This window comes from Variovorax xiamenensis, assembly GCF_050916385.1.
Classification (GTDB): domain Bacteria; phylum Pseudomonadota; class Gammaproteobacteria; order Burkholderiales; family Burkholderiaceae_C; genus Variovorax.
Map to the genome: position 1 here is coordinate 2,485,701 of NZ_CP139038.1, position 22,101 is coordinate 2,507,801.

Sequence of the window (22,101 nt, forward strand, 5' to 3'; positions counted from 1 at the left end):
GTTGGCAATCGCCGCTACGGACAAACCCGCGATGCCACGCACGCCCCCTTCATCCCCCGACACGCCGCCGGACGCGCAGCCTTCGCCGGTGCACAACGGCGACATGCGGCTGGCCGAAGACGTGCAGCAGCGCCTGCTGGCCGTGGCGCACCGGCGCACGCTGGCGCGCGGCGAATCGCTCTTCCACAAGGGCTCGTCGCCCGATGCGCTCTTCGGCGTGGTGGCCGGATCGCTGCGCGTGAGCGTGGTCGCGCCGGGCGGGCGCGAGGCGGTGATCGCGATGCTCGAACCCGGCCACTGGTTCGGCGAGGTGTCGCTGCTGGTGGGGCGCGAGCGCGTCTACGACACCTGCGCGGTCGATACCACCGAGATGGCGGTGGTCGCGGCGGCCGACTTCCATCGCCTCGTGGCCGAGCATCCCGACGTGCACATGGCCTTCACGCGGCTGGTGTGCCTGCGGCTGCGGCAGGCGCTGGCGTGGATCGACGATGTGATCCTGATGCCGCTGCCGGTGCGGCTCGCGCACCGCCTGCTCACGCTGGACGCGCGCGCCGAGGGCACGGGCGAGGGCGGCGGCACGCTGCTGGGCGTGTCGCAGGAAGACCTGTCGTTCATGCTCGGCGTGTCGCGCCAGAGCGTGAACCGGCAGTTGAAGCTGTGGGAGGAGGACGGCACGCTGCGCGTGCGCTACCGCAGCATCGAGCTGCTGGACCGCGCGCAGCTTGAGCGGCACGCGGCCACGCCGCCCTGAATGAACTCCGCGGGTGGTTCAGTCCATCCGCGCGCCGGATGCCTTCACCGCCTTTTCCCAGCGCGGTGTCTCCGTCGCCAGGAAGCGCGCGAAATCCTCGCTGCCCAGGAAGGCCGGGTCGGCGCCCTGGCTCACCATGCGCTCGCGTACTTCGGGGTTGTTGAGCACCTGCTTGAAGGCGTCGCTCAGCTTGGCGACCACGTCCTTGGGCGTGTCCTTCGGCGCGAGAAAACCGTAGAAGCCCACCACCTCGAAGCCCTTGACGCCCGACTCGATCACGGTCGGGATGTCGGGCAGGGCGGGGTTGCGCTCGCGGCTGGTCACGGCCAGCGCGCGCACCTTGCCCTGCTTGTGATAGTTGGCCGCCTGCGGGATCGACTCGGCCATGAATTGCACCTGCCCGCCCATCAGGTCGGTGAAGGCCGGCGCGCTGCCGCGGTAGGGGATGTGCACCATGAAGATGCCGGTGGCGGTCTTGAACATCTCGGGCACCAGGTGGCTGATGCCGCCGTTGCCCGCGGAGCCGTAGTTGACCTGGCCGGGCCGTGCCTTGGCGTAGTCGATGAACTGCTTCAGGTTCTGCACCGGCAGCTTGGGCGTGACCAGCAGCGCCAGCGGCTGCATGGCGGTGCGCGCGATGGGCACGAAGTCGCGCTGCGTGTTGTAGGGCAGCTTGCTGTAGAGCGCGCCGTTGATCACCGCCACGCCGGTGTTCGCCAGCATCAGCGTGTAGCCGTCGGCCGGGCTCTTGGCGACCGCGTCGGCGCCCACCGAGCCGCCGGCGCCGGGCTTGTAGTCGACGATCAGCGGCTGGCCCAGCACCGCCTGCAGCTTGTCGGTGAGCAGGCGCGCGTGCTGGTCGAGCGGGCCGCCGGCCGGGAAGCCGATGACGATCTTGATCGGCTTGTCGGGAAAGGCGGCCATTGCCGCCGTGGCGCCGAGGCCGATGGAAAGGACCGCGAGCGCGGTCCGGATGGGCTTGTTGTTCATGATCCGTCTCCTGTTTTTGTGAGGAGACGATCATAGGCAGCGCCCTCAGCCGGCCAGCGTGGCCTTCAGCGTGATCTCGGGCACGCTCGCCAGCGCCTTCGACAGCGGGCAGCCGGCCTTGGCGGCGGCCGCGATCTGCTGGAACTTCGCCTCGTCGAGGTTCGGCACGCTGGCGTCGAGCTCGAGCGCGATGCGGTCGATCTTGAAGCCCTCGCCATCCTTGGCCAGCCGCACGGCGGCCCGGGTGTCGATCTTCGTGGCCGCCAGGCCTTCCTTTTCCAGCGCGAAGGCGAAGGCCATCGTGAAGCAGGCGGCGTGCGCGGCGCCGACGATTTCCTCGGGGTTGGTGCCGCGCCTGTCGTCCTCGAAGCGGCTGGCGAAGCCGTAGGGGTAGTCCTTCAGGGCGCCGGTCTCGGTGCTGACCAGGCCCTTGCCGGTCTTGCCGGCGCCTTCCCAGTGAACGCTCGCGTGCTTTTCTGCTGCCATGGAAGCTCCTTCGGTGGGTGAGTGGGTGAGTGGGGTGGAGGATGGAGGGGGAGGCTGCAGGTATCGCGCGGAAGCCGGCGCCTGTCTGTAGTCGCAGGGCGCGTCCGGTGAAGGCCGGCATGTGAGAAGAAATGGCGTCACCTAGGCGACGCCCCCGGGGGCTTCCCCGATGCGAGCGGCGCACGCGGCGGCTTAGGCTGGCGGGCATCGCTCTTCCCGTCCTCCCCGTCCTCCCGCCCGTGCTCACCATGGAACAACGCCCGCATCACAAGTTCTGGCCCAAGCGCCTCCCGCACTCGATCACCGTCCCCGCCACCTCGCTCTGGCACAACCTGGCCACCTCGGCCGCGCGCTATCCCGACAAGCCCGCGCTGGTGTTCTTCGGCCGCGTCGTCAGCTATCGCGAGTTCGCGGCCCAGGCCGAGCGGCTGGCCGGCGCGCTGCATGCGCTGGGCGTGAAGCGCGGCGACCGCGTGATCCTGGACATGCAGAACTGCCCGCAACTGGTGATCGCGCATTTCGCGATCCTGCGCGCCAACGCCGTGGTGGTGCCGGTCAACCCGATGAACCGGGCCGAGGAGCTCAAGCACTACATCACCGATCCGGACGCCAAGGTGGCGATCATCACCGGCGACCTGGCTGGCGAACTGGCCAAGGCCAGCAATGCACTGCCGCCCGAGCAGCGGCTGGCCCACATGATCGTGACCCAGTTCACCGATGCCTTCGACGCCGACGCATCGGGCGACGACGCCCCGGCGCCCGCCTGGAAGGAGTGGCTCACCACCCGCCACCCGCTGCCCGAACTGGAAGGCGGCAAGGTCGTCGCCTGGACCGACGCGCTCGAGGCCGGCCACACGCCGCCCGAGCATGTGGTGGGCGCCAACGACATGGCGCTGCTGCCCTACACCAGCGGCACCACCGGCCTGCCCAAGGGCTGCATCCACCACCATTCGAGCCTGATGCACAACGCCTTCGCCGGCCTGATGTGGGGCGGCTCGACCTCGGAGACGGTGGTGCTGGCCGTGGTGCCCATGTTCCACATCACGGGCGTGGTGAGCATGATGCACACCGCCATCCTGGCGGCGGCCACGCTGATCATCATGCCGCGCTGGGACCGCGACGTGGCCGGCCGGCTCATCTCGCGCTGGAAGGTCACGGCCTGGAACAACATCCCGACCATGGTCATCGACCTGATGGCCAGCCCCAACTTCGCGAACTACGACCTGTCGAGCATGACCTACATCGGCGGCGGCGGCGCCGCCATGCCGCAGGCCGTGGCGCAGCGACTGCTGGAACAGTACGGCCTGAAGTACCAGGAAGGCTACGGCCTCACCGAGACCGCCGCACCCTCGCACACCAACCCCTCGGACCACCCCAAGCAGCAGTGCCTGGGCATTCCGTTCATGAGCACCGACGCGCGCGTGGTCGACCCCGACACGCTGAAGGAAATGCCCATCGGCGAATCGGGCGAGATCATCATCCACGGCCCCGAGGTGTTCCAGGGCTACTGGAAGCGCCCCGACGCCACCGCGGCCGCCTTCGTCGAGTTCGAGGGCAAGCGCTTCTTCCGCTCGGGCGACATGGGCCGCATGGACGAGGACGGCTACTTCTTCATCACCGACCGCCTCAAGCGCATGATCAACGCCAGCGGCTTCAAGGTGTGGCCGGCCGAGGTCGAACTGCTCATGTTCCGCCACCCCGCCATCCAGGAAGCCTGCGTGATCTCGACGAAGGACGACTACCGCGGCGAATCGGTCAAGGCCGTGGTGGTGCTGCGCGCCACGCACAAGGACACCACCGAGCAGCAGATCATCGACTGGTGCCGAGAGAACATGGCGGTTTACAAGATCCCGCGCAAGGTGCAGTTCGTGGACGCGTTGCCCAAGAGCGGGAGCGGGAAGGTGATGTGGAGGCTGCTGCAGGAGGCGGAGAGCGAGGCGAAGTGAGGCCGCGGCCGCTTACTTGCGGCCCAGCGACTTCAGCAGCTTCCCGGCTTCTTCCCTTCCGTTCGGCGTGACGTACTGCGCCGCCACCGCCTTCGTCAGGTAGTCGACGACCTTGCGGTGGTTCTTGTGCGGGCCTTCCCAGAGGAAGAGGCGGCCCAGCTCGAGCGCCGCGTCGCCGTCGCCCTTGGCGTAGGCGCGTTCGAACCAGTAGCGGGCCCAGCGGAAATTGCCCTCGTCGCGGTAGCAGATGGCGAGGTTGGCGCAGCCTGCCACGTCGCCCGCCCTGGCAGCCTTGCGGTACCACTCGCGGGCGGCGGCGCTGTCCTGCTTCACGCCGATGCCGTGGTCGAGGAAGTAGCCGACGCTGTTGAGCGCGTGAATCTCGCCGGCGGCGGCCGCCTTGAGGAACAGCGACAGCGCCTTCTTGTGTTCGCCGGCGTCCCAGGCGTCGTTCGCCGCGGAAAACCAGTCGTCCCGGGTGGGTTCCTGCATGTGAGAGGTCTCCTTCGAAGCGCCGTTCTGAAGAACGCGAGAAAGAAAAAAACTGTGTCCCGATCCCTCCCGGCGCATGGATCACTTAGCCTTGATCGGTTTGGCGATTCTGCCAATCTCCAGGTCTTTCCGGCTCTTTCATGCACTTTCGCGCGCTGCTTTCCATTCTTCTTTTTCTTGCCTTTCCCCTTCTTTCCCAGGCCGCTCCCCGCAACTGCCTCGTCGTCGGCATCAGCGACGGCGACACGCTCACCGCCCGCTGCGGGCGCATCGGCGCCTACGAGCGCGTGAAGGTGCGCATCGCCGCCATCGACGCGCCCGAGAAGGCCCAACCCTACGGCCAGCGCAGCAGGCAGGCGCTGAGCAGCATCTGCTTTCGCGAGCAGGCGCTCATCACCGAGATCGACACCGACCGCTACGGCCGCACCGTGGCAGACGTGAGCTGCAACGGCGAGGACGCCGGCAGCCGCATGGTGGCCGACGGCTGGGCCTGGGTGTACGACTACAACCGCCTGGCCACCAAGCGCGGCGGCGGGCTCTTCAAGCTGCAGGACAGCGCACGGGCGCGCCGTGCCGGCCTCTGGGCCGACCCGAAACCGACGCCGCCGTGGGAATGGCGCAAGCACCAGCGCGAGGAGCAGTCGCACGGAAGCGGCGGCTGGGGCGCCCACTGGGGCAGCCTTTTCTAGCCTTCGGCGCGGGCTCGAGGGGAAACACTCGTGTCATGGCAAATTCACGCGATCGCATGACCATCGCGGGTTCCCACAATCCCCCGCGACAAGAACATGGCCAAAGACTTCGCCCGCATGGAGGACTCCAACCCGTCCGCCAACCCCACGATCCATGAAGTTTCCGACCCGGCCCGGCGCGTGTTCGTGCGCGGCGGCATGGCGGCGGCGGTGGCAGGGCTCTTCGGCCCGCTGGCGGCCGGCACGCTGGCCGGATGCGCCACCACCGGCGGCGGCAGCAGCAACGTGAGCGGCCTGGGTCGCGCCATCGGCTTCAAGAGCGTTCCGATGGCGGCCGTCGACACCGTGGTCGTTCCCGAGGGCTACAGCACGCAGGTTCTCTACCGCTGGGGCGACCCCACCGGCATCGCGGGCGCCATGCCCGCCTTCAAGACCGACGGCTCCAACACCGCCGAGGAGCAGGCGCTGCAGGCCGGCATGCACCACGACGGCATGGCCTTCTTTCCGATCGAAGGCTCCAACCGCGGCCTGCTGGTGCTGAACCACGAATACGTCGACGACGGCCTGCTGCATGCCGACGGCATGAAGACCTGGACGCCCGAGAAGGTGCGCAAGTCGATGAACGCGCACGGCGTGTCGGTCATCGAGCTGCAGCGCGACGGCGCGGGCAAATGGACGCAGCTCGCGCCTTCGCGTTTCGCCCGCCGCGTCACCGCGCTCACGCCGATGACGCTGAGCGGTCCCGCCGCCGGCCACGCCATGCTGCGCACCGCCGCCGACCCCTCGGGCACGCAGGTGCTGGGCACCTTCAACAACTGTGCCAACGGCCATACGCCGTGGGGTACCTACCTCACCTGCGAGGAGAACTTCGCCGACTACTTCGAGGGGCCCGACTCGCCCGACGCCCACCAGAAGCGCTGGGGCATCAAGAAGGGCAACGGCGCCAAGTACCGCTGGCACGAGCACGAGGCGCGCTTCGATGTGTCGAAGCACCCGAACGAATCGAACCGCTACGGCTGGGTGGTCGAGATCGACCCGCAGGACCCGAGCTCCACGCCGCGCAAGCGCACCGCGCTGGGCCGCGCCGCGCACGAAGGCGCCGCCACCGCGCTCACCAACGACGGCCGCGCCGTCATCTACATGGGCGAGGACTCGCGCTTCGAATACATCTACAAGTTCGTGAGCCGCGACGCGGTCAAGCCCGGCGGCGCCGCCGCCAACCGCGACCTGCTCGACCACGGCACGCTGTACGTGGCCCGCTTCGACGTGGACGGCACCGGCGAATGGCTGCCGCTGACGCAGGGCAAGGGCGGCCTCGTGGCTGACAAGGGCTTCACCACGCAGGGCGACGTGCTCATCAAGGCGCGACAGGCCAGCGACCTGCTGGGCGCCACGAAGATGGACCGCCCCGAGTGGACCACGGTGGACCCGCTCACCAAGGAGGTCTACTGCACGCTGACCAACAACAGCAACCGCGGCGGCGCCGGCCAGCCCTTCATGGACGCAGCCAACCCGCGCTCCAACAACACGATGGGCCAGATCATCCGCTGGAAGGAAACCGGCGACCTGGATGCAACGAAGTTCGCCTGGAACCACCTCGTGCTCGCGGGCGACCCGAAGCAGACGCGCTACGAGGCGCAGGGCAACATCAAGGGCGACACCTTCGGCAGCCCCGACGGCCTGATGGTCGACGCGCGCGGCGTGCTGTGGATCGAGACCGACGTGTCGACCTCCACGCTGGGCAAGGGCGAGTACGCCAACATGCCCAACAACCAGATGCTGGCCTGCGACCCGACCAAGGGCGAGATCCGCCGCTTCCTGCTCGGCCCGGCCGGCTGCGAGATCACCGGCCTCACGGCCACGCCCGACCTGCGCACGCTGTTCATCAACATCCAGCACCCGGGCGAGCCGGCCAACGAGCGCAGCGACCCCGACCGCCCGCTCGCCGTGTCGAAGTGGCCCGACGGCGCCGGCCGGCCGCGCTCGGCAACCATTGCCATCACCAAGAACGACGGCGGTGTGATCGGGACCTGAACCTGAAGGCGCGCGCGCTTCAGCAGGTTCCCCAGCATCGCAGCGAGGGCACGAAAAGCCCCGCCGCGAAGCTGACGCCGCAGAACACCAGCAGGATCAGCGCCGCCATCTTCAGCCCTTCGGCGCTCCATCGTGGTGCGAAGCTGCTGATGAGGAAGCCCGAGGCAAAAGTGCCCTCGAGCCGCTCGGCGCCGCCCCAGCGCAGCACCCAGAGGCAGAAGAGGGCCTCGGCGGCGTGCGCCACCATCCACACGAGGAAGGACAGCATTGCCGCGGGCCCCGTCAGGATTCGCTCTTGCCCTGCACGTCGGCCACCACGCGCGCATTGCGCTGGAAGCTCCAGTAGGCGCTGGCCCAGTCCATCATCACGACCACGCGGTTGCGAAAGCCGATCAGGAAGTAGGCGTGCGCGAACAGCCAGAACAGCCATGCGAGCCGTCCGCTGAAGCGCAGCGGGCCGAAAGGCGTGCCCAGGTCGACCACCGCCGAATTGCGGCCGATGGTGGCGAGGTTGCCGTAGTCGGCATAGCGGAACGGCACCGTCGGCTGGCCCGCGATGCGGCGCAGGATGTTGGCGGCCGCCGCGCGCCCCGCCTGCTTGGCGCCGGGCGACACGCCGGGCACCGGCTTGGGCGGCTTGCCGGGCGCGTGGCTCATGGCGGCGGCGAGGTCGCCGACCACGCTGATCTCTGGGTGGCCCGCGAGGCTCAGGTCGGGCTCGACCTTGATGCGGCCCGCGCGGTCGCATTCGACACCCGTGGCCGCGCCGAGCATGCGTCCCAGCGGCGAGGCCGCCACGCCTGCGGCCCACACCACGCAGCTGCTATCGATTCGGTAGCTGGTGGCCGGTGCGCCGTCCGCGCCGCCACCGGTCTGCACTTCGAGCCCCGTGGCATCGATGGCGGTCACCCGGGCGTTCAGGCGCACTTCGACGCCGAGCTTTTCCAGCTGTTCCTGCGCCTTGCCGCTCAGCGATTCGGGCATGGCCTGCAGCACGCGCGGGCCGCCCTCGACCAGCAGCACCTGCGCGCTGGCGGGGTCGATGTGGCGGAACTCGCCCGACAGCGTGTGCTTGGCGATCTCGGCCAGCGTGCCGGCCATCTCGACGCCCGTGGGCCCGGCGCCGATCACCACGAAGGTGAGCAGCGCGCGGCGGCGTTCCAGGTCGGCGGTGATCTCGGCGGTCTCGAACGACAGCAGCACGCGGCGGCGGATGTCGAAGGCGTCGGCCAGCGTCTTCAGCCCGGGCGCCACGGTGGCCCATTCGTCGTGCCCGAAATAGCTGTGCGTGGCGCCGGCCGCGACGATCAGGTGGTCGTAGGGCACGCGGTCGCCGTTGGCCAGTTGCACCGAGCGCGAGGCCGGATCGATGCCGCTCACCTCTCCCAGCAGCGTGGTGATGTTCGGCTGCTTGCGGAAGAGCCCGCGCACCGGCGCCGCGATGGAAGGCGCGGCGAGCCCGGCGGTCGCCACCTGGTACAGCAGCGGCTGGAACAGGTGGTGGTTGGTCTTGTCGATCACCGTCACGTCGACGTCCGCCTTCTGCAGCTTGCGCGCGGCTTCGAGTCCGCCGAATCCGCAGCCGACGATGACGACTTTGGGCCTGCCCGATGGGTTGGTCGTTTGCATGCGTCGGATGATACGCAGCCGCCCTGCACGCCCCGGCGTCTTGTGCCACAGTGGCTGCCCCTTGCGCCTCTTTGCGCTCCCTCGTGCTCTTTGCCGAAGTCGCGGCGGCAGGCCTGCGGCGTTTTGTCCTACGTGCCGCCGCGACCCGGATGGGCTAAAACTTGCGGCTGACCCGACTGGAGATTCCATGACGCTTTCCCGGCCGACCACTCAGGCGGCGGGCGCGCTGCGCGACAGGTTTCGCGAAGTGCGCGCAACGAGCCTGGCGCTTGCCGCGCCGCTCTCCGCCGAAGACCAGTGCATCCAGTCGATGCCCGACGCGAGCCCCACCAAGTGGCACCTCGCGCACACCACCTGGTTCTTCGAAAGCGTGCTGCTGCAGCCGCATGCAGGCGGCTACCAGCCCTTCGACGCGCGCTTTCTCTATCTCTTCAACTCGTACTACGAGGCGCTCGGCCCGCGCCATCCGCGCCCGCATCGCGGCCTGCTGACGCGCCCCTCGCTCGACGAAGTGCACGCGTACCGTCGCCACGTCGACGAAGCGGTGGTGGCGCTGCTGGAAGACGGCGGCTTCGACTGGGCCGCGATCGAGCCCATCGTCACCCTGGGGCTGAACCACGAGCAGCAGCACCAGGAACTGCTGCTCACCGACATCCTGCACGGGCTCTCGTGCAACCCCATGCTGCCGGCCTACAAGCCGGCTGGCGGACCCGCCTTGCGCCTTGCAGCCGTACCGCCCGCGATGCGCTGGATCGAGCGGCACGGCGGCGTGGTCGAGGTGGGGCACGACGGCGCGGGCTTCTCCTTCGACAACGAGACGCCGCGCCACCGCGCGCTGCTGCAGCCCTACGCCATTGCAGATCGCCTGGTGAACTGCGGCGACTATGCCCAGTTCATCGCTGACGGCGGCTATCAGCGGCCCGAGCTGTGGCTGTCCGACGGCTGGGCCGCGGTGCAGGCCAACGGCTGGCGGCATCCGGCCTACTGGCTGGCGCAGGACGATCCGAGGCTGCACTTTGCTGAAGGATCTTTTTCTTCTTCCCCTTCGCCGCAGAACACCGGCGGCTGGCATGTGTTCGGCCTGCACGGCGTGCGGCCGATGGAGGCCGACGCGCCCGTGTCGCAGCTCAGTTTTTATGAAGCCGCCGCATACGCCGAATGGGCCGGCGCGCGGCTGCCGACCGAGTTCGAATGGGAAGCCGCATGCGACGCGCCCGGCATCTCGCAGATGACGGGGCATGTCTGGCAATGGACGCGGTCGTCGTACGACCCGTACCCGGGCTTCAGGCCGCTGCCGGGCATCGCTGCCGAATACAACGGCAAGTTCATGGTGGGGCAACTGGTGCTGCGCGGCGGCAGCGTCGCCACGCCGGCGGGGCATGCGCGGCCCAGCTATCGCAACTTCTTCCCGCCGGCGGCGCGCTGGCAGTTCACGGGGCTGCGGCTCGCGAAAGACCTTTGATCATGCGCAATCCAACTTCCTCGTCCTCGCTGTCGTCTTTCGTGCCCGCGAAGGCACGGCAGAAGCCCGCTGCTTCGCCGTCGCAGGCGGTGGCTGCAACGCCGCCCCTGTCGGAGTTCGGCCGCGAGATGCAGGCGGGGCTGGCGCGTTCGCCGCGCAGCATCTCGCCAAAGTTCTTTTATGACGCCGCCGGCTCGCAGCTCTTCGACCGCATCTGCGAGCTGCCCGAGTACTACCCGACGCGCACCGAGTTGCGCATCCTCGGGGAGTGCGCTGGAGAGATCGCCGGGCAGATCGGGCCGAACGCGGAGATCGTCGAGTTCGGTGCCGGATCGCTGACCAAGGTGCGGCTGCTGCTCGATGCGCTGGAGACGCCGAAGCGCTACCTGCCCATCGACATCTCGGGCGAGCATCTGGAGGCGGCGGCTGCGCGGCTGAAGGCGGACTATCCGGAACTGGCGATTCAGCCCATCGCGGCCGACTACACGATGCCGCTGGTGCTGCCTGCTCCCATGGCTGGTTCCGGCCGGCGGGTGGGGTTCTTTCCGGGGTCGACGATCGGGAACTTCGAGCCTGACGAGGCGCTGGCCTTCTTGCAGCTGGCTGCGCGGATGTTGCGGGGGGGCGGGTTGCTGATTGGGGTTGATCTGGTGAAGGATCCTGCGCGGTTGCATGCGGCCTACAACGATGCGCAAGGGGTTACCGGGGAGTTCAATCTCAACCTGCTGCGGAGGGCCAATGCGGAGCTTGATGCTGACTTCGATCTTGAGGGGTTCTCGCATGCGGCGTTCTACAACGCGCCTCGGCAGAGGATCGAGATGCATCTTGTGAGTCGGCGGGTTCAGAGCGTTTCTTTGAATGGGCAGGTTTTTGGGTTTGAAGAGGGCGAGACTATTCATACGGAGTACTCGCATAAGTTCACTGTTGAAGGGCTTCGGGCGTTGGCTGTGAGGGCTGGGTTTCGGCCGGGGGCTGTTTGGACTGATCCGGAGAGGCTTTTCAGCGTGCACTGGCTGGCTGCTTAGGTTTTTGCTGGGGTTTGGTTTCCCGGGGCCGGGAGTTCCGCCCGGCGGCGGACCTACTTTCTTTTGCTTCGCCAAAAGAAAGTAGGCAAAGAAAAGGCGACCCCACTGTCTGCGACCCCTGCGCTTCGCTCCGGGGCAACCTGCGGTGCTCGCGTTTCGTGGGGTCTCGCCCAAACTCGCTTCGCTCAAACAAGGGCGAGCCCTTATCCGCGAAACGCTGCGCTCCTCGGCGCAGCCAGAGGGGAGGGGAGACGTACGGGCCATCGCGTTGCTCGGCCTCCAAGGCACGGCAAGCGCTTCGCGCCTGCCGTGCTTGGAATGAGGCATTGGGCCGGTTGAAGCCGTCGCGATTGAATTGAGATTCCGGGCCGAGCGAAGTGAGGGCCAGTGTGGGCTGTTCAGAGGCCGAGCGCAGCGATGGCCTGCTCGGTCTCCAACTCCCTTCTGGCTGCGCCGAGGAGCGCAGACGTAGGAGGGATAAGGGCCGCAGCTGCTTGAGCGAAGCGAGTTCTGCGGACCCCCCCCTACGTCGAGCACCGCAGGTTGCCCGTAGCGAAGCGGAGGGACGCAGACAGTAGGGTCGCCTTTTCTTTGCTTACTTTCTTTTGGCGAAGCAAAAGAAAGTGAGTCGGCCGCCGGGCCGAGACCCGGCCCCGAAAAGCAAACTCCCAGCAGGGGTAGATAACAAGCACCGAGAGGCCAAAGCCGTGGCAACGGCACAATAACCCCCGAAAGCGGCACCCGGCCGCCCCCGGAGACCCCCAAAACCATGAAAGCAACCTGGAACGGCGTAACCATCGCCGAAAGCGACGACACCGTCCTCGTCGAAGGCAACCACTATTTCCCGATGAGCTCGCTCAACCGCGACTTCGTCACCTTCAGCAACCACAGGACCACCTGCCCTTGGAAGGGCACGGCGAACTACTACTCGCTGCTGGTCAACGGCGAGCTCAACACCGACGCCGCCTGGTACTACGCCGATCCGAAGCCCGAAGCCGAAGAGATCCGCGACCGCGTCGCGTTCTGGAAGGACGTGAAGGTCAGCGCGCAGTGACCACCGCCGCATTCACTCCCCCGTTCATCGCGCCCGCCGAGCTGCCCGCGGCTCTGCGCGAACAAGGCTATGCCGTGCTGAGCCCCCAGGGCGTGGGCGAATGGCTGGGCTTGCCGGTCTCGCAGCTCGAGGCGCTGCATGCCGACTGGAACGATCTTCCGCCCGACGACTACCTGAAGGACGGCGGCCGCTACCGCACGCGACGCCATGCCTGCTTCACGGTCGAGGCCGACGAGCAGGCCACGCTCGCGCAGGTGCCGCATCGCGCGCACTGGCAGCCGGTGGAATACAACGCGCTGCACGGCGGCATGCAGCGCTGGTTCGCGCCGATGCTCGACGCCACCATCGCGCAGCCGGTGTGGCAGCGGCTGCTGCAGCAGCTCGGCAGGGCCAGCAGCGAGATGCGCGGCGCGGCGCAGCGCTGGTACGTGGAAGCGCACCAGTTCCGCATCGACACCGCCGGCGGCATCGGCCGGCCGACGCCCGAGGGCGCGCACCGCGATGGCGTGGATCTGGTGGCGGTGGCGCTCGTGAGCCGGCATGGCATCAAGGGTGGTGAGACGCGTGTGTTCGAGGCCAACGGAAGGCGCGGCGAGCGCTTCACGATGACCGAGCCGTGGACGCTCCTGCTGCTCGACGATGCGCGCGTGATCCACGAGTCGACGCCGATCCAGCCGCTCGAAGAAGGCGGCGAAGGCTGGCGCGATACGCTGGTGATCACCTGCCGCGCCGAGGGTTTCCAGGGGGATTGAACCCAGGCGATATCGGGGCTTGCCCTTGCTGGCACGAGTCCTACAGCCCGCGCCACGTAACAGCGGTTAAATTCGGGGCCCCGGTCCCTTGTGGGCCGAGTCTGTCTGCGAACGAAAGCGAGGTCCCGCCATGTTCAATCACATCCTGGTTCCGATCGACGGCTCCGAAACTTCCATGCTCGCCGTCAGCAAGGCCAGCGGCCTCGCGCTGGCCTTCGGTAGCCGCATCACGCTGATCCACGTGATCGACAACTACCCCTTCATCGGCGTGGGCGCGGACTACGCGCTCGGCCAGAACGAATACCTCGCTGCGGCTACTGCCAGTGCCAATGCGGCTCTCGCGCGAGGCGTGGCGGCGCTCGCGGCCGAGGGCCTGCACAGCGACCAGCGCGTGATCGACGGCCACGTGGTGCACGAAGGCATCGTCGACACGGCCATCGCCATCGCGGCCGACCTGATCGTGATGGGCTCGCATGGCCGCAGCGGCATCGAGAAACTGCTGCTGGGCAGCGTGACCCAGCGCGTGCTGCAGGACGCGAACATGCCGGTGCTGGTCGTCAAGGGCGGCTGAGCGCCCGGTCCGTCAGTTCCAGCCAGGCGGCCGGTTGAAGAAAAGGCTCTGCTGCGTCACCGGATGCACGAACCCCAGCTCGCTCGCATGCAGCAGCAGGCGAGGCGCACGCGCCTGCAGTGCGGCGTCGCCGTACAGCGCGTCGCCCAGGATGGGATACCCGATCGACAGCAGATGCACGCGCAGCTGATGCGAGCGGCCGGTCAGCGGCTCCAGCAGCACGTGCGTGGATGCCGGCTCGCCGGGCAGCACTGAAACGGCCTTCCATCGGGTGAGGCTGGGCTTGCCGGCCGGGTCGATCTTCTGCAGCGGCCGGCGCGGCCAGTCGGCCATCAGCGGCGCATCGATCAGCGACCACTCTTCTCGCAGCGGCATCGCGCCATCGACGACGGCTTCATAGCGCTTGTGCACCTGGCGCTCGGCAAAGGCCGCGCTCAGCGCGCGCTGCATCTCGATGCCGCGCGCCATCAGCACGAGGCCGCTGGTGGCCATGTCGAGCCGGTGCACGATCAGCGCATCGGGCCATTGCCGCATGGCGCGTGCGCTGAGGCAGTCCTGCTTGTCCTCGCCACGGCCGGGCACGCAGAGCAGGCCGGCGGGCTTGTCGAGCACCAGCAGGTAAGGATCTTCGTGAACGGGTTGCAGCTGCGGCGGTGAAACGGTCATGGGCGCCGCCGAGTGTAGACAGCAGGGCGGTGGCGGGACTGCGGAGGCTCCTTGCCCACGCCCTTGCCCACGCTCACGCCCCGCTCATCCGGCGTCGGCTATCCTCGGGCGAATGTCCGGCCCCGCCCAAGCCTCCGCTTCCCCTTCTTCTCCCGACGCCCAGGCCACATTGCCGGCCGCGGCGGTTTCTCCCCCCAGCTTTTCCGACCTGACGCGCGAGCGCCCGTTCATGCAGATGTGGACGGCGCGCCTCTTCGGCACGGCCGCCTCGCAGATGCTGCTGGTGGCCATCGGCTGGCACATGTACGAGCTCACGGGCAGCGCCTGGGACCTGGGCCTGGTCGGCCTCTACCAGTTCGTGCCGGCGCTGCTGCTGGCGCTGCTGGCCGGCCATGTGGTCGACCGCCACCATCGGGGGCGCATCGTGGCGGCCTGCTTCGCGGTGCAGGGGCTGGTGGCGCTGGTGCTGCTGCTCGCGGTGCTCGAGAAGCACGACACGCGCGCGCTGCTGCTGGGGCTGTCGCTGGTGCTGGGCGCGGTGCGGGCCTTCCAGATGCCGGCTCAGCAGGCGCTGACGCCGCTGCTGGTGCCACCCACCATGCTCGCGCGCGCGATGGCCTTCAGTTCGGCGGGCATGCAGGGCGCGATCATCGGCGGACCGGCCCTGGGCGGCCTGCTGTTCGTGGCAGGCATGGCGGTGGTCTACGGCGCCAGCGTGGCCTTCTTCGCGGTTGCCTGCGCGCTGGTGCTGCGGCTGCGCTACGCCTACACGCCGGCTGCTCGCGAGCCGGTCACGCTGTCCACGGTGTTCGCGGGCGTCGACTTCATCTGGAAGCGCAAGCCGGTGCTCGGCGCCGTCTCGCTCGACCTGTTCGCGGTGCTGCTGGGCGGCGCGGTGGCGCTGCTGCCGATCTATGCCAAGGACATCCTGCACACCGGCCCCTGGGGCCTGGGCCTGCTGCGCAGCGCCCCGGCCGTGGGGGCTCTCGTGATGTCGATCGCGCTCACGCGCCGGCCGGTGGAGCGCCACGTGGGACGCACGCTGCTGCTGGCCATCGGCATCTTCGGGCTGTGCATGGTGGTGTTCGGCATCTCGAAGAGCTTCGTCGTCTCGCTGATCGCGCTCGCGGTCTCGGGCGGCGCAGACATGGTCAACGTGGTGATCCGCCAGACGCTGGTGCAGCTGGAGACGCCCGATGCCATGCGCGGCCGGGTGAGCGCGGTCAACTCGATCTTCATCGGCGCGAGCAACCAGCTCGGCGAGTTCGAGTCGGGCGCAACGGCGGCGCTGCTCGGGCCGGTCGGCTCGGTGGTAGTGGGCGGCGTCGGCACGATGCTGGTCGCGCTGACCTGGTTCAGGATCTTCCCCTCGCTGGCGCAGCGCGACCGGCTGGTGGTGGCGGCGCCTTCGGTCAGGCCACCGGCCTGATCAGTCCGCGAACAGGGCGCGTGCGCCGGGCACATCGAGCGTGATGTCGCCGAGGGCCTGCGCCACGCAGGGCAGGATCCAGCCCTCTGCCTTTTCCTCGGCGCTCAGGCCGGGCCATTCGATGATGTGGCGGGTTTCGCCCGCGAGCCGCAGGCAGATGCAGGTGCGGCAGGTGCCGTTGCGGCACGAGCTCGGCAGCTCGATGCCCGCGGCCTCGGCGGCTTTCAGCAGGGTGGTTTCGGCGTCGGCCTCGAAGCCGAGGCCCGAGGGCTCCAGCCGGACCTTCATGGCCGTTGTCGGGGTTGCTGTTGTGGTTGCTGCTGCTCGCGGCGTTGCTCGCGCAGCATGAAGAGGTAAAGGCTCTCGACCTTCTCGCGCGCCCACGGCGTCTTGCGCAGGAACTTGAGGCTGGAGCCCACGCTCGGGTCGAGCGTGAAACAACGGATGGGAACGAGCTCGCTCAGGCGCTGCCACCCGTAGTGACCGGCCAGCGCCGTGACGATGGCCTCCAGCGTGACCCCGTGCAGCGGGTTGCGCGGCTGGGCCTGTCTGGGCGTGGGGTCTGCGGGGGCGGGTGCTGGCGCCGGCGAGTCGTTCGTCGTCACTTCTTACTTGTTCTTGAGCTTGCCGCGGGGAATGACTTCCGTCGTGACCGTGCGGACCGGCTCGATGCCGCCGGTGCTCACAGGCTTGGGCGGCGAGGTGTCTTTCTTGGGTTTTTTCGCTTCCTTGTTGCTGCGCTGCTGACCCTTGGCCATGTCGGTTTCTCCTGTAGTTGCGACGTATGCGGCACGCAGTTTAGCGGTGCGGCGACAATATGCGGTTCCATTCGATTTCCCGCATTCATGTCAGATTACGAAGTTCGCCCCGCGACCCTGCGCGACGCCAAGGCCGTCGCAGAAATCCACGCTCTCGCCGTCAAGGCAGCCTACGAGGGCATCCTCCCCGAGGAAGAGCTGCGCACCCTGGCCCCGGCCACGCGCGAAGCCAAGTGGCGCGAGGCCATCGAATACAGCGAGCCGCAGGTGTGGGTGGCCGTGTCGGGCAGCGAGATCGTCGGCTTCGTCGGCTTCGACCGCTCGCGCGACCCCAAGACGCCGCCCACCACAGGCGAGATCTGGGCCATCTACGTCAAGCCCGAGCACTGGAGCAAGGGCGCCGGCGTGGCCCTCTGGGACGCCGCACGCGAAGGCCTGGAGGAAGAGGGCTGCACGACGGTCACCATCTGGGTGCCGATCCGCAACGAGCGCGCCATGCGTTTCCACGAACTCGCGGGCTTCAAGCGCGAGATGAAGACCGCCAAGACCACCGCCTTCGGCACCGTGCGCGTCGAAGAGATCCGCCTGAAGCGCGACGTGGCCTGACATGGACGCCGCCGGCAGCAACACACTGGGCCACGCCGCGCGCGTGCGCTCGCACCAGCGCCGTACGACCGCTGTGCAGTGGATTCGTCGCACCCACGGCTGGTTCGGCCTCTGGGGCGCCGTGCTGGGGCTGCTGTTCGGCTTCAGCGGCATCTGGCTCAACCACCGCAACGTGCTGAAGCTGCCACAGGCCCAGGAGCGCTCGCGCGCGCAGCTGGCGCTGCCCGATCCGGTGCCGGAAACGCCGGAGGCCATGAGCCGGTGGCTGCAGGAAGCGCTGCGCATGAGCGGCCCGCCCAATTCCAGCCGCATCGAGCCCGCCAAGCCCGTCGCATGGGCGGACAAGAGCGACAAGAACGCTCCCGCGCTCACGCAGCCGGCGCACTGGATCTTCAACTTCGGCGGCCCCAACGAGATCGTCCAGGCCGAGTACTGGCAGGGCAACCGCTCGGTGGGTGTCACCACCACGCACAACGGGCTCGTCGCCACGCTCACCAACATGCACAAGGGCGGCGGCATGCCGCTGCCCTGGATCCTGCTGGTCGACACGCTGGCCGGCAGCCTGATCTTCCTGTCGATCTCGGGCGTGGTGCTGTGGATGCTCACGCACCGCCGCCGCCGCGTGGGCCTGGCGCTGTTCGGCGCCTCGCTGGCGGCCGTGCTGGCCATTGCGCTGAGCGCGCTCTGAGCCGGCCGGCTCCTGCCGTTCGTTCTTCAGGGCGCCGGCGTACGGGTATTGCAGGGGCGGATCGCGGCTGCGGATAAGCTCGCCGCTTCTTTTCAGCCCCGACCCTGCCCATGGCCTCCAGCCTGCTCCTGCTGCTCGACGACATCGCGACCGTTCTCGACGACGTATCGGTCCTCACCAAAGTAGCCGCCAAGAAGACGGCCGGCGTCCTCGGCGACGACCTCGCGCTCAATGCCCAGCAGGTCACCGGCGTCAAGGCCGAGCGCGAGATCCCGGTGGTGTGGGCCGTGTGCAAGGGCTCCTTCATCAACAAGGCCATCCTCGTGCCGGCCGCGCTGGCCATCGGCACCTGGCTGCCCTGGCTGGTGACGCCGCTGCTGATGATCGGCGGCGCCTTCCTGTGCTTCGAGGGCGCCGAGAAGCTGGCGCACAAGTTCCTGCACAAGAACGCACATGACGCCGACACGCAACGCCACGAGAAAGCCATCGCCGACGCCTCGGTCGACGTGGTCGCGATCGAGAAGGACAAGATCAAGGGCGCGGTGCGCACCGACTTCATTCTCTCGGCCGAAATCATCGCCATCACGCTGGGCACCGTGCAGGGCCAGCCCTTCACCACCCAGCTGAGCGTGCTGGTGGGCATCGCGCTCATCATGACCATCGGCGTCTACGGCCTCGTGGCCGGCATCGTGAAGCTCGACGACGCGGGCCTCTACCTGAGCCAGCGCGCGAGCGCGGGCGCGCAGGCCCTCGGCCGGGGCATCCTGGCCGCGGCGCCGTGGCTCATGAAGGCGCTGTCGGTGGCCGGTACGGCCGCGATGTTCCTCGTGGGTGGCGGCATCCTCGTGCACGGCGTGCCGGCATTGGGCCACGCGGTGGAAGACTGGGCCAAGGCCACGGGCGGCGTGTTCGGCACGCTGGGCTCGATGGGCGTGAATGCCGGCGTGGGCATCGTGGCCGGCGCGATCGTGCTGGTCGTGGTGGAACTGATCGGCAAGATGCGCGGCAAGAAGGCCTGACGCGGGCCCGTCGGCACCAACGAAACCCGCCGCAAGGCGGGTTTTTTTATTGCCGGCGCGATTTGCCCAGCTTCACCAGCTCGACCACGATCAGCACCGTGCCCAGCACCAGCGCGAACCAGCCCACCAGATAGGCTCCCGCCACCATCTCGAACCAGCGCGTGCCCTGCAGGAAGCGCGGCCCCAGCAGGACGGCGGCGCCGATCACGAGGCAGAGGATGCCGCGTTCGAGTGTGCGGAGGGGGCGGGATGGTCGCGTCATGGGAGCGGGAGTTTAACGGTGCGACATCAGTAGCTGACGTTCAGGCTAACCCCGGAATAGCCGATGTATCCGTAGATCGCGATGTAGAAGTCGCCAGGCGGCGGATTCCCGATACTCGCGATCTCATTGCTGCCATTGACGTAGGGGCGAATGTCCCAGGCCGTTGCACTCGGCAGGCCGCCAAAACGGATGTACATGTCACCGTCGCCGCCGGCTGGCCCGGCCATGCTGACGTTCATTTGCGTAATGCCGGGTGGCACTGTGATCTTGAAGTACTTCCAGCTTCCTGCCGCGCCGGACAGGCCTTGAGCCGGTTGGCCATTGTTGAGTGTCGTAATCGCTGGCTGGGTGTCGATTTTGTACGAGCGGACCTTCACATCGAAGCCGGACACAGCGTCGTAGGCATTCCAGGCGACAGTGAAGTTGCCCGCGAGGTCGCTCGCGACATTGGCATATCGGCCAGCGATGCCCGGCAGATCGACCTGGAATTCGTTGCCGATGGGTGTGCCGTCGCTGGCGAATTGCTGCGCCACGACGATGGGCCATGTCCCCGGCGTCGGGTTGTCGATGTTCCAGGCGGCGAAGAAGCCGCCATCTTCCATCATGCTCACGTTCAGTAGCGAGAAGACGGAAGATGCAGCTTTCGTGATGCGGATGGGGGACCCTATGGCTGCGCCTGTCGAGCTGTACCGTTGAACGTACGCGTTCTGGAGATTGTTGGCCTCGTACGAATTCCACGCGATCACGAAGTTGCCGTTCGGACTCATGGCGAGAGATGCGCCATCCTGCGTGGAGGGGGCCGTGACCACCGGTGTCGCGTTGATGAGAGGCGCGCCGGCGCTGTTGAAGCGTTGCATCCAGACATCGCCCGCGGTCGAGGGGTTGTCGACGGTCCAGGCGACAGTGATGTTCCCCGATGCATCGGAGGCGATGCTGTTGGCAACCACCACAGCCGTAGATGCAGGAGTGACCTGTACCTCGCTGCTCACTGGCACCCCGGCGATATTGAATCTTCTCAGCGCGAGCCAGCGGTTGCCACCGGAACTGACGGAGTAAAAGGCCGAGAGATTTCCATCGAAATCGAAGCCGATGCAGCCACCTTCAGCGCCCGGATTCGGCCGGAAGGCATTTGCCCGGAGATTGCCATTTCGGTCGTAGAGAGTGATTTCCGCAAGACTGCCAATGACTGCGAAGTTCCCGACGCGATCTGCCGCGATGCAATTTCCTCGCGGCACGGGAAACTTGACAGGGGAAAGCACGCCTGAGGAGTTGATCCGCTGAACATAGGTCATGTTCGTAGGCGAGTCTCGCCACATCACGAGCTTTTCCCCATTCCTTCCCGCAGTCAGCGAGAACTGGCCCGAGAGTTCCTGAGTGCCAGCCGTGCTGGTGTTGACCATGACTGGATCACCGAGAGGTCCCGCCTGAGCGGAGGTCGCGACTCCAAAAAGCAAAGCGCTGCTCAGCGCTCCCAAAAAGCGCTTCGATGAAGCAAACAACATAAATTCCCTCTTCCTCTGTTTCGATTTCTAGTCTTCGATTGGCGGCTCGAAGAAAAGCCGATTCATTTGTGCGAGGCAGTCCCGAGCCTTGTCCTGTCAGTGTGTCATGGCACCACGCATCGCTGCCGGGTGGCCTTGCAGCGGAAAAGACTTCCCAGTCGGCATCAGCGTATCGCCATCGAGCCGCAGGATCGTGATGTCCTGGTCGATGAAGTTGCCCACGTACAGGTACTTCCCGTCGGCGCTCCACACCGCCCCCTCGGGCAGGCCGCGCACCACAACCTCATTGGCGCGCGTGACCTTCTTGCCGTCGATCTTCAGCAGCACCACCGAGCCGTTGCGGTTGTAGAAGTAGGCGTTCTTCGCTGCGTTGCTGCCGCGCAAGATAACTGCCACGGCGTGCCGGCCGGTCGGGCTCACGGCCAGGCCTTCGGGGCCGTCGCCGACGACCACCTTGTCGATCACGCGCGGCGGCGCGGCTTCCATGTCGATCACGCTGACCGTGTCGACCTGGCCGTCGGAGGCGCCCGAATTGCCGTTGTCGGCCGTCAGCGCGAGCTTGCCGTCGGGCGTCACGTCGACGTTGTAGGGCCACAGGCCGGCGGCGAGGTCGACCTTGTTGTAGCTGACCTTCTCGCCGTTCACGTCGAGCAGCGCGATCTTGTGGCTCGGGAACTTGGCCGCCAGTGCGCGCTTGCCGTCGGGCGTGAAGCGCACGTGCGCCACCGAGTCGCCCATGGCGACGGTGTCGACCAGCGTCACCTTCTTGCCCGAGATGCGCAGCACGCTCACCGAGTTGTCGGCGCGGTTGGCCACCAGCGCGAGGTCGCCCGTGCGGTTGATCGACAGGCCCGAGGGCTGCTTGCCGACCTGCAGCGTGTCGAGCAGCTTGGGCGGCGTGGTGGTCAGGTCGATCACGAAGAGCCGGTTGTCGGGCACCTGCCTGCGTGCGCCGTTCTCCTCGACCACGTTGAGCGAGTTGGCGACCAGCGCCAGCGTTTCGCCGGGCGTGATCGCGAGGTTGGTCGGCGGGCCGGCGATGGTGTTGTCCAGCTGCAGCGTGCCGAGCACCTTGGGCGCCAGCGGATCGGTGCCGATGTCCAGCACCTGCACCGTGTCGCGTCCCATCGGGCCGAGGATCACCGCGCCGGCGTCGTTCCACGACTGCTTCTCGTCGTTGGCGACCAGCATCAGCTGGCGCTGGGGCACGGTGGGGGTGAGGTTCGTGCAGCCGGCGAGTGCCGCGAGGGCAAGGGCCGCGAGCGCGGCGGGGCGGAACTTCATGATCGG

At 67.7% G+C, this 22,101-nt stretch carries 25 protein-coding genes; 13 read left to right on the forward strand and 12 right to left on the reverse strand.

The features are described from left to right. Positions 1-31: 31 nt before the first annotated feature. Entirely contained in the window at positions 32-751 is a 720-nt protein-coding gene (locus SFB74_RS10955; protein WP_125951136.1) for a Crp/Fnr family transcriptional regulator, read from the forward strand. Positions 752-769: 18 nt separating this feature from the next. Here SFB74_RS10955 and SFB74_RS10960 read toward each other — a convergent pair whose 3' ends face one another. Both SFB74_RS10960 and SFB74_RS10965 read right to left on the reverse strand, forming a co-directional pair. Further along, positions 770-1,741, reverse strand: coding sequence for a Bug family tripartite tricarboxylate transporter substrate binding protein (locus SFB74_RS10960; RefSeq protein WP_432730845.1), 972 nt, complete (start codon positions 1,739-1,741; stop codon positions 770-772). Positions 1,742-1,786: 45 nt separating this feature from the next. Then, entirely contained in the window at positions 1,787-2,227 is a 441-nt protein-coding gene (locus SFB74_RS10965; protein WP_432730846.1) for an OsmC family protein, read from the reverse strand. Positions 2,228-2,475: 248 nt separating this feature from the next. Here SFB74_RS10965 and SFB74_RS10970 point away from each other — a divergent pair, with 248 nt between their 5' ends. After that, positions 2,476-4,173: a long-chain fatty acid--CoA ligase gene (locus SFB74_RS10970; protein ID WP_432730847.1), complete on the forward strand. Its 1,698-nt coding sequence runs from the start codon at positions 2,476-2,478 to the stop codon at positions 4,171-4,173. A gap of 12 nt (positions 4,174-4,185) precedes the next feature. Here the strand turns inward: SFB74_RS10970 and SFB74_RS10975 are convergent, their stop codons facing one another. Then, a complete protein-coding gene (locus tag SFB74_RS10975) occupies positions 4,186-4,665 on the reverse strand; it encodes a tetratricopeptide repeat protein (protein ID WP_432730848.1) in 480 nt (159 codons plus the stop codon). A gap of 140 nt (positions 4,666-4,805) precedes the next feature. On the opposite strand from SFB74_RS10975, the gene SFB74_RS10980 reads away from it, so the two are divergent. Together SFB74_RS10980 and SFB74_RS10985 are read left to right on the forward strand one after the other, a co-directional pair. Further along, on the forward strand, positions 4,806-5,354 hold the full coding sequence (locus tag SFB74_RS10980; protein WP_432730849.1) for a thermonuclease family protein: 549 nt from the start codon (positions 4,806-4,808) through the stop codon (positions 5,352-5,354). A gap of 96 nt (positions 5,355-5,450) precedes the next feature. Then, a complete protein-coding gene (locus SFB74_RS10985) occupies positions 5,451-7,388 on the forward strand; it encodes a PhoX family protein (RefSeq protein ID WP_432730850.1) in 1,938 nt (645 codons plus the stop codon). Positions 7,389-7,407: 19 nt separating this feature from the next. Here SFB74_RS10985 and SFB74_RS10990 read toward each other — a convergent pair whose 3' ends face one another. Together SFB74_RS10990 and SFB74_RS10995 are read right to left on the reverse strand one after the other, a co-directional pair. Further along, a complete protein-coding gene (locus tag SFB74_RS10990) occupies positions 7,408-7,656 on the reverse strand; it encodes a hypothetical protein (protein WP_432730851.1) in 249 nt (82 codons plus the stop codon). Positions 7,657-7,670: 14 nt separating this feature from the next. Beyond that, positions 7,671-9,017: an NAD(P)/FAD-dependent oxidoreductase gene (locus tag SFB74_RS10995; RefSeq protein WP_432730852.1), complete on the reverse strand. Its 1,347-nt coding sequence runs from the start codon at positions 9,015-9,017 to the stop codon at positions 7,671-7,673. A 187-nt stretch (positions 9,018-9,204) separates the two neighbouring features. On the opposite strand from SFB74_RS10995, the gene egtB reads away from it, so the two are divergent. From egtB to SFB74_RS11020, 5 genes are all read left to right on the forward strand, one after another. Then, entirely contained in the window at positions 9,205-10,479 is a 1,275-nt protein-coding gene (egtB, locus tag SFB74_RS11000; protein ID WP_432730853.1) for an ergothioneine biosynthesis protein EgtB, read from the forward strand. Between the two features lie 2 nt (positions 10,480-10,481). Next, entirely contained in the window at positions 10,482-11,504 is a 1,023-nt protein-coding gene (gene egtD, locus SFB74_RS11005) for an L-histidine N(alpha)-methyltransferase (RefSeq protein ID WP_432730854.1), read from the forward strand. 769 nt (positions 11,505-12,273) lie between these two features. After that, positions 12,274-12,558, forward strand: coding sequence for a DUF427 domain-containing protein (locus SFB74_RS11010; protein WP_432730855.1), 285 nt, complete (start codon positions 12,274-12,276; stop codon positions 12,556-12,558). Further along, a complete protein-coding gene (locus SFB74_RS11015; RefSeq protein ID WP_432730856.1) occupies positions 12,555-13,310 on the forward strand; it encodes a 2OG-Fe dioxygenase family protein in 756 nt (251 codons plus the stop codon). Before SFB74_RS11010 ends, SFB74_RS11015 begins: the two co-directional genes overlap by 4 nt. Positions 13,311-13,440: 130 nt before the next feature. Further along, on the forward strand, positions 13,441-13,881 hold the full coding sequence (locus SFB74_RS11020) for a universal stress protein (protein WP_007833935.1): 441 nt from the start codon (positions 13,441-13,443) through the stop codon (positions 13,879-13,881). A 12-nt stretch (positions 13,882-13,893) separates the two neighbouring features. Here the strand turns inward: SFB74_RS11020 and SFB74_RS11025 are convergent, their stop codons facing one another. After that, entirely contained in the window at positions 13,894-14,547 is a 654-nt protein-coding gene (locus SFB74_RS11025) for an RluA family pseudouridine synthase (RefSeq protein WP_432730857.1), read from the reverse strand. 112 nt (positions 14,548-14,659) lie between these two features. Here SFB74_RS11025 and SFB74_RS11030 point away from each other — a divergent pair, with 112 nt between their 5' ends. Continuing rightward, a complete protein-coding gene (locus SFB74_RS11030) occupies positions 14,660-15,976 on the forward strand; it encodes an MFS transporter (protein ID WP_432730858.1) in 1,317 nt (438 codons plus the stop codon). Here the strand turns inward: SFB74_RS11030 and SFB74_RS11035 are convergent, their stop codons facing one another. From SFB74_RS11035 to SFB74_RS11045, 3 genes are read right to left on the reverse strand one after another with little or no spacing between them, the layout of a single operon-like run. After that, the gene (locus SFB74_RS11035; RefSeq protein ID WP_432730859.1) at positions 15,977-16,264 is read right to left on the reverse strand and encodes a 2Fe-2S iron-sulfur cluster-binding protein; all 288 of its coding nucleotides are present in this window, start codon (positions 16,262-16,264) and stop codon (positions 15,977-15,979) included. Then, the gene (locus SFB74_RS11040; protein ID WP_432730860.1) at positions 16,261-16,581 is read right to left on the reverse strand and encodes a VF530 family DNA-binding protein; all 321 of its coding nucleotides are present in this window, start codon (positions 16,579-16,581) and stop codon (positions 16,261-16,263) included. The genes SFB74_RS11035 and SFB74_RS11040 overlap by 4 nt, the downstream gene beginning before the upstream one ends. Positions 16,582-16,584: 3 nt before the next feature. Further along, complete coding sequence (locus SFB74_RS11045; RefSeq protein ID WP_170217229.1) at positions 16,585-16,734, reverse strand: hypothetical protein; 150 nt, start codon at positions 16,732-16,734, stop codon at positions 16,585-16,587. 87 nt (positions 16,735-16,821) lie between these two features. Here SFB74_RS11045 and SFB74_RS11050 point away from each other — a divergent pair, with 87 nt between their 5' ends. From SFB74_RS11050 to SFB74_RS11060, 3 genes are all read left to right on the forward strand, one after another. Beyond that, on the forward strand, positions 16,822-17,340 hold the full coding sequence (locus SFB74_RS11050) for a GNAT family N-acetyltransferase (RefSeq protein WP_432730861.1): 519 nt from the start codon (positions 16,822-16,824) through the stop codon (positions 17,338-17,340). A 1-nt stretch (position 17,341) separates the two neighbouring features. Further along, complete coding sequence (locus SFB74_RS11055; protein ID WP_432730862.1) at positions 17,342-18,028, forward strand: PepSY-associated TM helix domain-containing protein; 687 nt, start codon at positions 17,342-17,344, stop codon at positions 18,026-18,028. Positions 18,029-18,138: 110 nt separating this feature from the next. Continuing rightward, positions 18,139-19,047, forward strand: coding sequence for a DUF808 domain-containing protein (locus tag SFB74_RS11060; RefSeq protein ID WP_432730863.1), 909 nt, complete (start codon positions 18,139-18,141; stop codon positions 19,045-19,047). A 46-nt stretch (positions 19,048-19,093) separates the two neighbouring features. Here the strand turns inward: SFB74_RS11060 and SFB74_RS11065 are convergent, their stop codons facing one another. From SFB74_RS11065 to SFB74_RS11075, 3 genes are all read right to left on the reverse strand, one after another. Further along, positions 19,094-19,309 (reverse strand): hypothetical protein, encoded by a 216-nt coding sequence (locus SFB74_RS11065; protein ID WP_432730864.1) that lies wholly within the window; start codon positions 19,307-19,309, stop codon positions 19,094-19,096. A gap of 26 nt (positions 19,310-19,335) precedes the next feature. Continuing rightward, positions 19,336-20,709 (reverse strand): PPC domain-containing protein, encoded by a 1,374-nt coding sequence (locus tag SFB74_RS11070; protein ID WP_432730865.1) that lies wholly within the window; start codon positions 20,707-20,709, stop codon positions 19,336-19,338. A gap of 198 nt (positions 20,710-20,907) precedes the next feature. Further along, complete coding sequence (locus SFB74_RS11075) at positions 20,908-22,095, reverse strand: lactonase family protein (protein ID WP_432730866.1); 1,188 nt, start codon at positions 22,093-22,095, stop codon at positions 20,908-20,910. Between the last annotated feature and the right edge of the window lie 6 nt (positions 22,096-22,101).

Excerpts from the sequence above, each read along its gene's own strand:
- SFB74_RS10955 (WP_125951136.1), top strand. The coding sequence starts at position 32 with ATGCCACGCACGCCCCCTTCATCCCCCGACACGCCGCCGGACGCGCAG.
- SFB74_RS10960 (WP_432730845.1), bottom strand. The coding sequence starts at position 1,741 with ATGAACAACAAGCCCATCCGGACCGCGCTCGCGGTCCTTTCCATCGGC.
- SFB74_RS10965 (WP_432730846.1), bottom strand. The coding sequence starts at position 2,227 with ATGGCAGCAGAAAAGCACGCGAGCGTTCACTGGGAAGGCGCCGGCAAG.
- SFB74_RS10970 (WP_432730847.1), top strand. The coding sequence starts at position 2,476 with ATGGAACAACGCCCGCATCACAAGTTCTGGCCCAAGCGCCTCCCGCAC.
- SFB74_RS10975 (WP_432730848.1), bottom strand. The coding sequence starts at position 4,665 with ATGCAGGAACCCACCCGGGACGACTGGTTTTCCGCGGCGAACGACGCC.
- SFB74_RS10980 (WP_432730849.1), top strand. The coding sequence starts at position 4,806 with ATGCACTTTCGCGCGCTGCTTTCCATTCTTCTTTTTCTTGCCTTTCCC.
- SFB74_RS10985 (WP_432730850.1), top strand. The coding sequence starts at position 5,451 with ATGGCCAAAGACTTCGCCCGCATGGAGGACTCCAACCCGTCCGCCAAC.
- SFB74_RS10990 (WP_432730851.1), bottom strand. The coding sequence starts at position 7,656 with ATGCTGTCCTTCCTCGTGTGGATGGTGGCGCACGCCGCCGAGGCCCTC.
- SFB74_RS10995 (WP_432730852.1), bottom strand. The coding sequence starts at position 9,017 with ATGCAAACGACCAACCCATCGGGCAGGCCCAAAGTCGTCATCGTCGGC.
- egtB (WP_432730853.1), top strand. The coding sequence starts at position 9,205 with ATGACGCTTTCCCGGCCGACCACTCAGGCGGCGGGCGCGCTGCGCGAC.
- egtD (WP_432730854.1), top strand. The coding sequence starts at position 10,482 with ATGCGCAATCCAACTTCCTCGTCCTCGCTGTCGTCTTTCGTGCCCGCG.
- SFB74_RS11010 (WP_432730855.1), top strand. The coding sequence starts at position 12,274 with ATGAAAGCAACCTGGAACGGCGTAACCATCGCCGAAAGCGACGACACC.
- SFB74_RS11020 (WP_007833935.1), top strand. The coding sequence starts at position 13,441 with ATGTTCAATCACATCCTGGTTCCGATCGACGGCTCCGAAACTTCCATG.
- SFB74_RS11025 (WP_432730857.1), bottom strand. The coding sequence starts at position 14,547 with ATGACCGTTTCACCGCCGCAGCTGCAACCCGTTCACGAAGATCCTTAC.
- SFB74_RS11030 (WP_432730858.1), top strand. The coding sequence starts at position 14,660 with ATGTCCGGCCCCGCCCAAGCCTCCGCTTCCCCTTCTTCTCCCGACGCC.
- SFB74_RS11035 (WP_432730859.1), bottom strand. The coding sequence starts at position 16,264 with ATGAAGGTCCGGCTGGAGCCCTCGGGCCTCGGCTTCGAGGCCGACGCC.
- SFB74_RS11045 (WP_170217229.1), bottom strand. The coding sequence starts at position 16,734 with ATGGCCAAGGGTCAGCAGCGCAGCAACAAGGAAGCGAAAAAACCCAAG.
- SFB74_RS11050 (WP_432730861.1), top strand. The coding sequence starts at position 16,822 with ATGTCAGATTACGAAGTTCGCCCCGCGACCCTGCGCGACGCCAAGGCC.
- SFB74_RS11055 (WP_432730862.1), top strand. The coding sequence starts at position 17,342 with ATGGACGCCGCCGGCAGCAACACACTGGGCCACGCCGCGCGCGTGCGC.
- SFB74_RS11060 (WP_432730863.1), top strand. The coding sequence starts at position 18,139 with ATGGCCTCCAGCCTGCTCCTGCTGCTCGACGACATCGCGACCGTTCTC.
- SFB74_RS11065 (WP_432730864.1), bottom strand. The coding sequence starts at position 19,309 with ATGACGCGACCATCCCGCCCCCTCCGCACACTCGAACGCGGCATCCTC.
- SFB74_RS11070 (WP_432730865.1), bottom strand. The coding sequence starts at position 20,709 with ATGGTCAACACCAGCACGGCTGGCACTCAGGAACTCTCGGGCCAGTTC.
- SFB74_RS11075 (WP_432730866.1), bottom strand. The coding sequence starts at position 22,095 with ATGAAGTTCCGCCCCGCCGCGCTCGCGGCCCTTGCCCTCGCGGCACTC.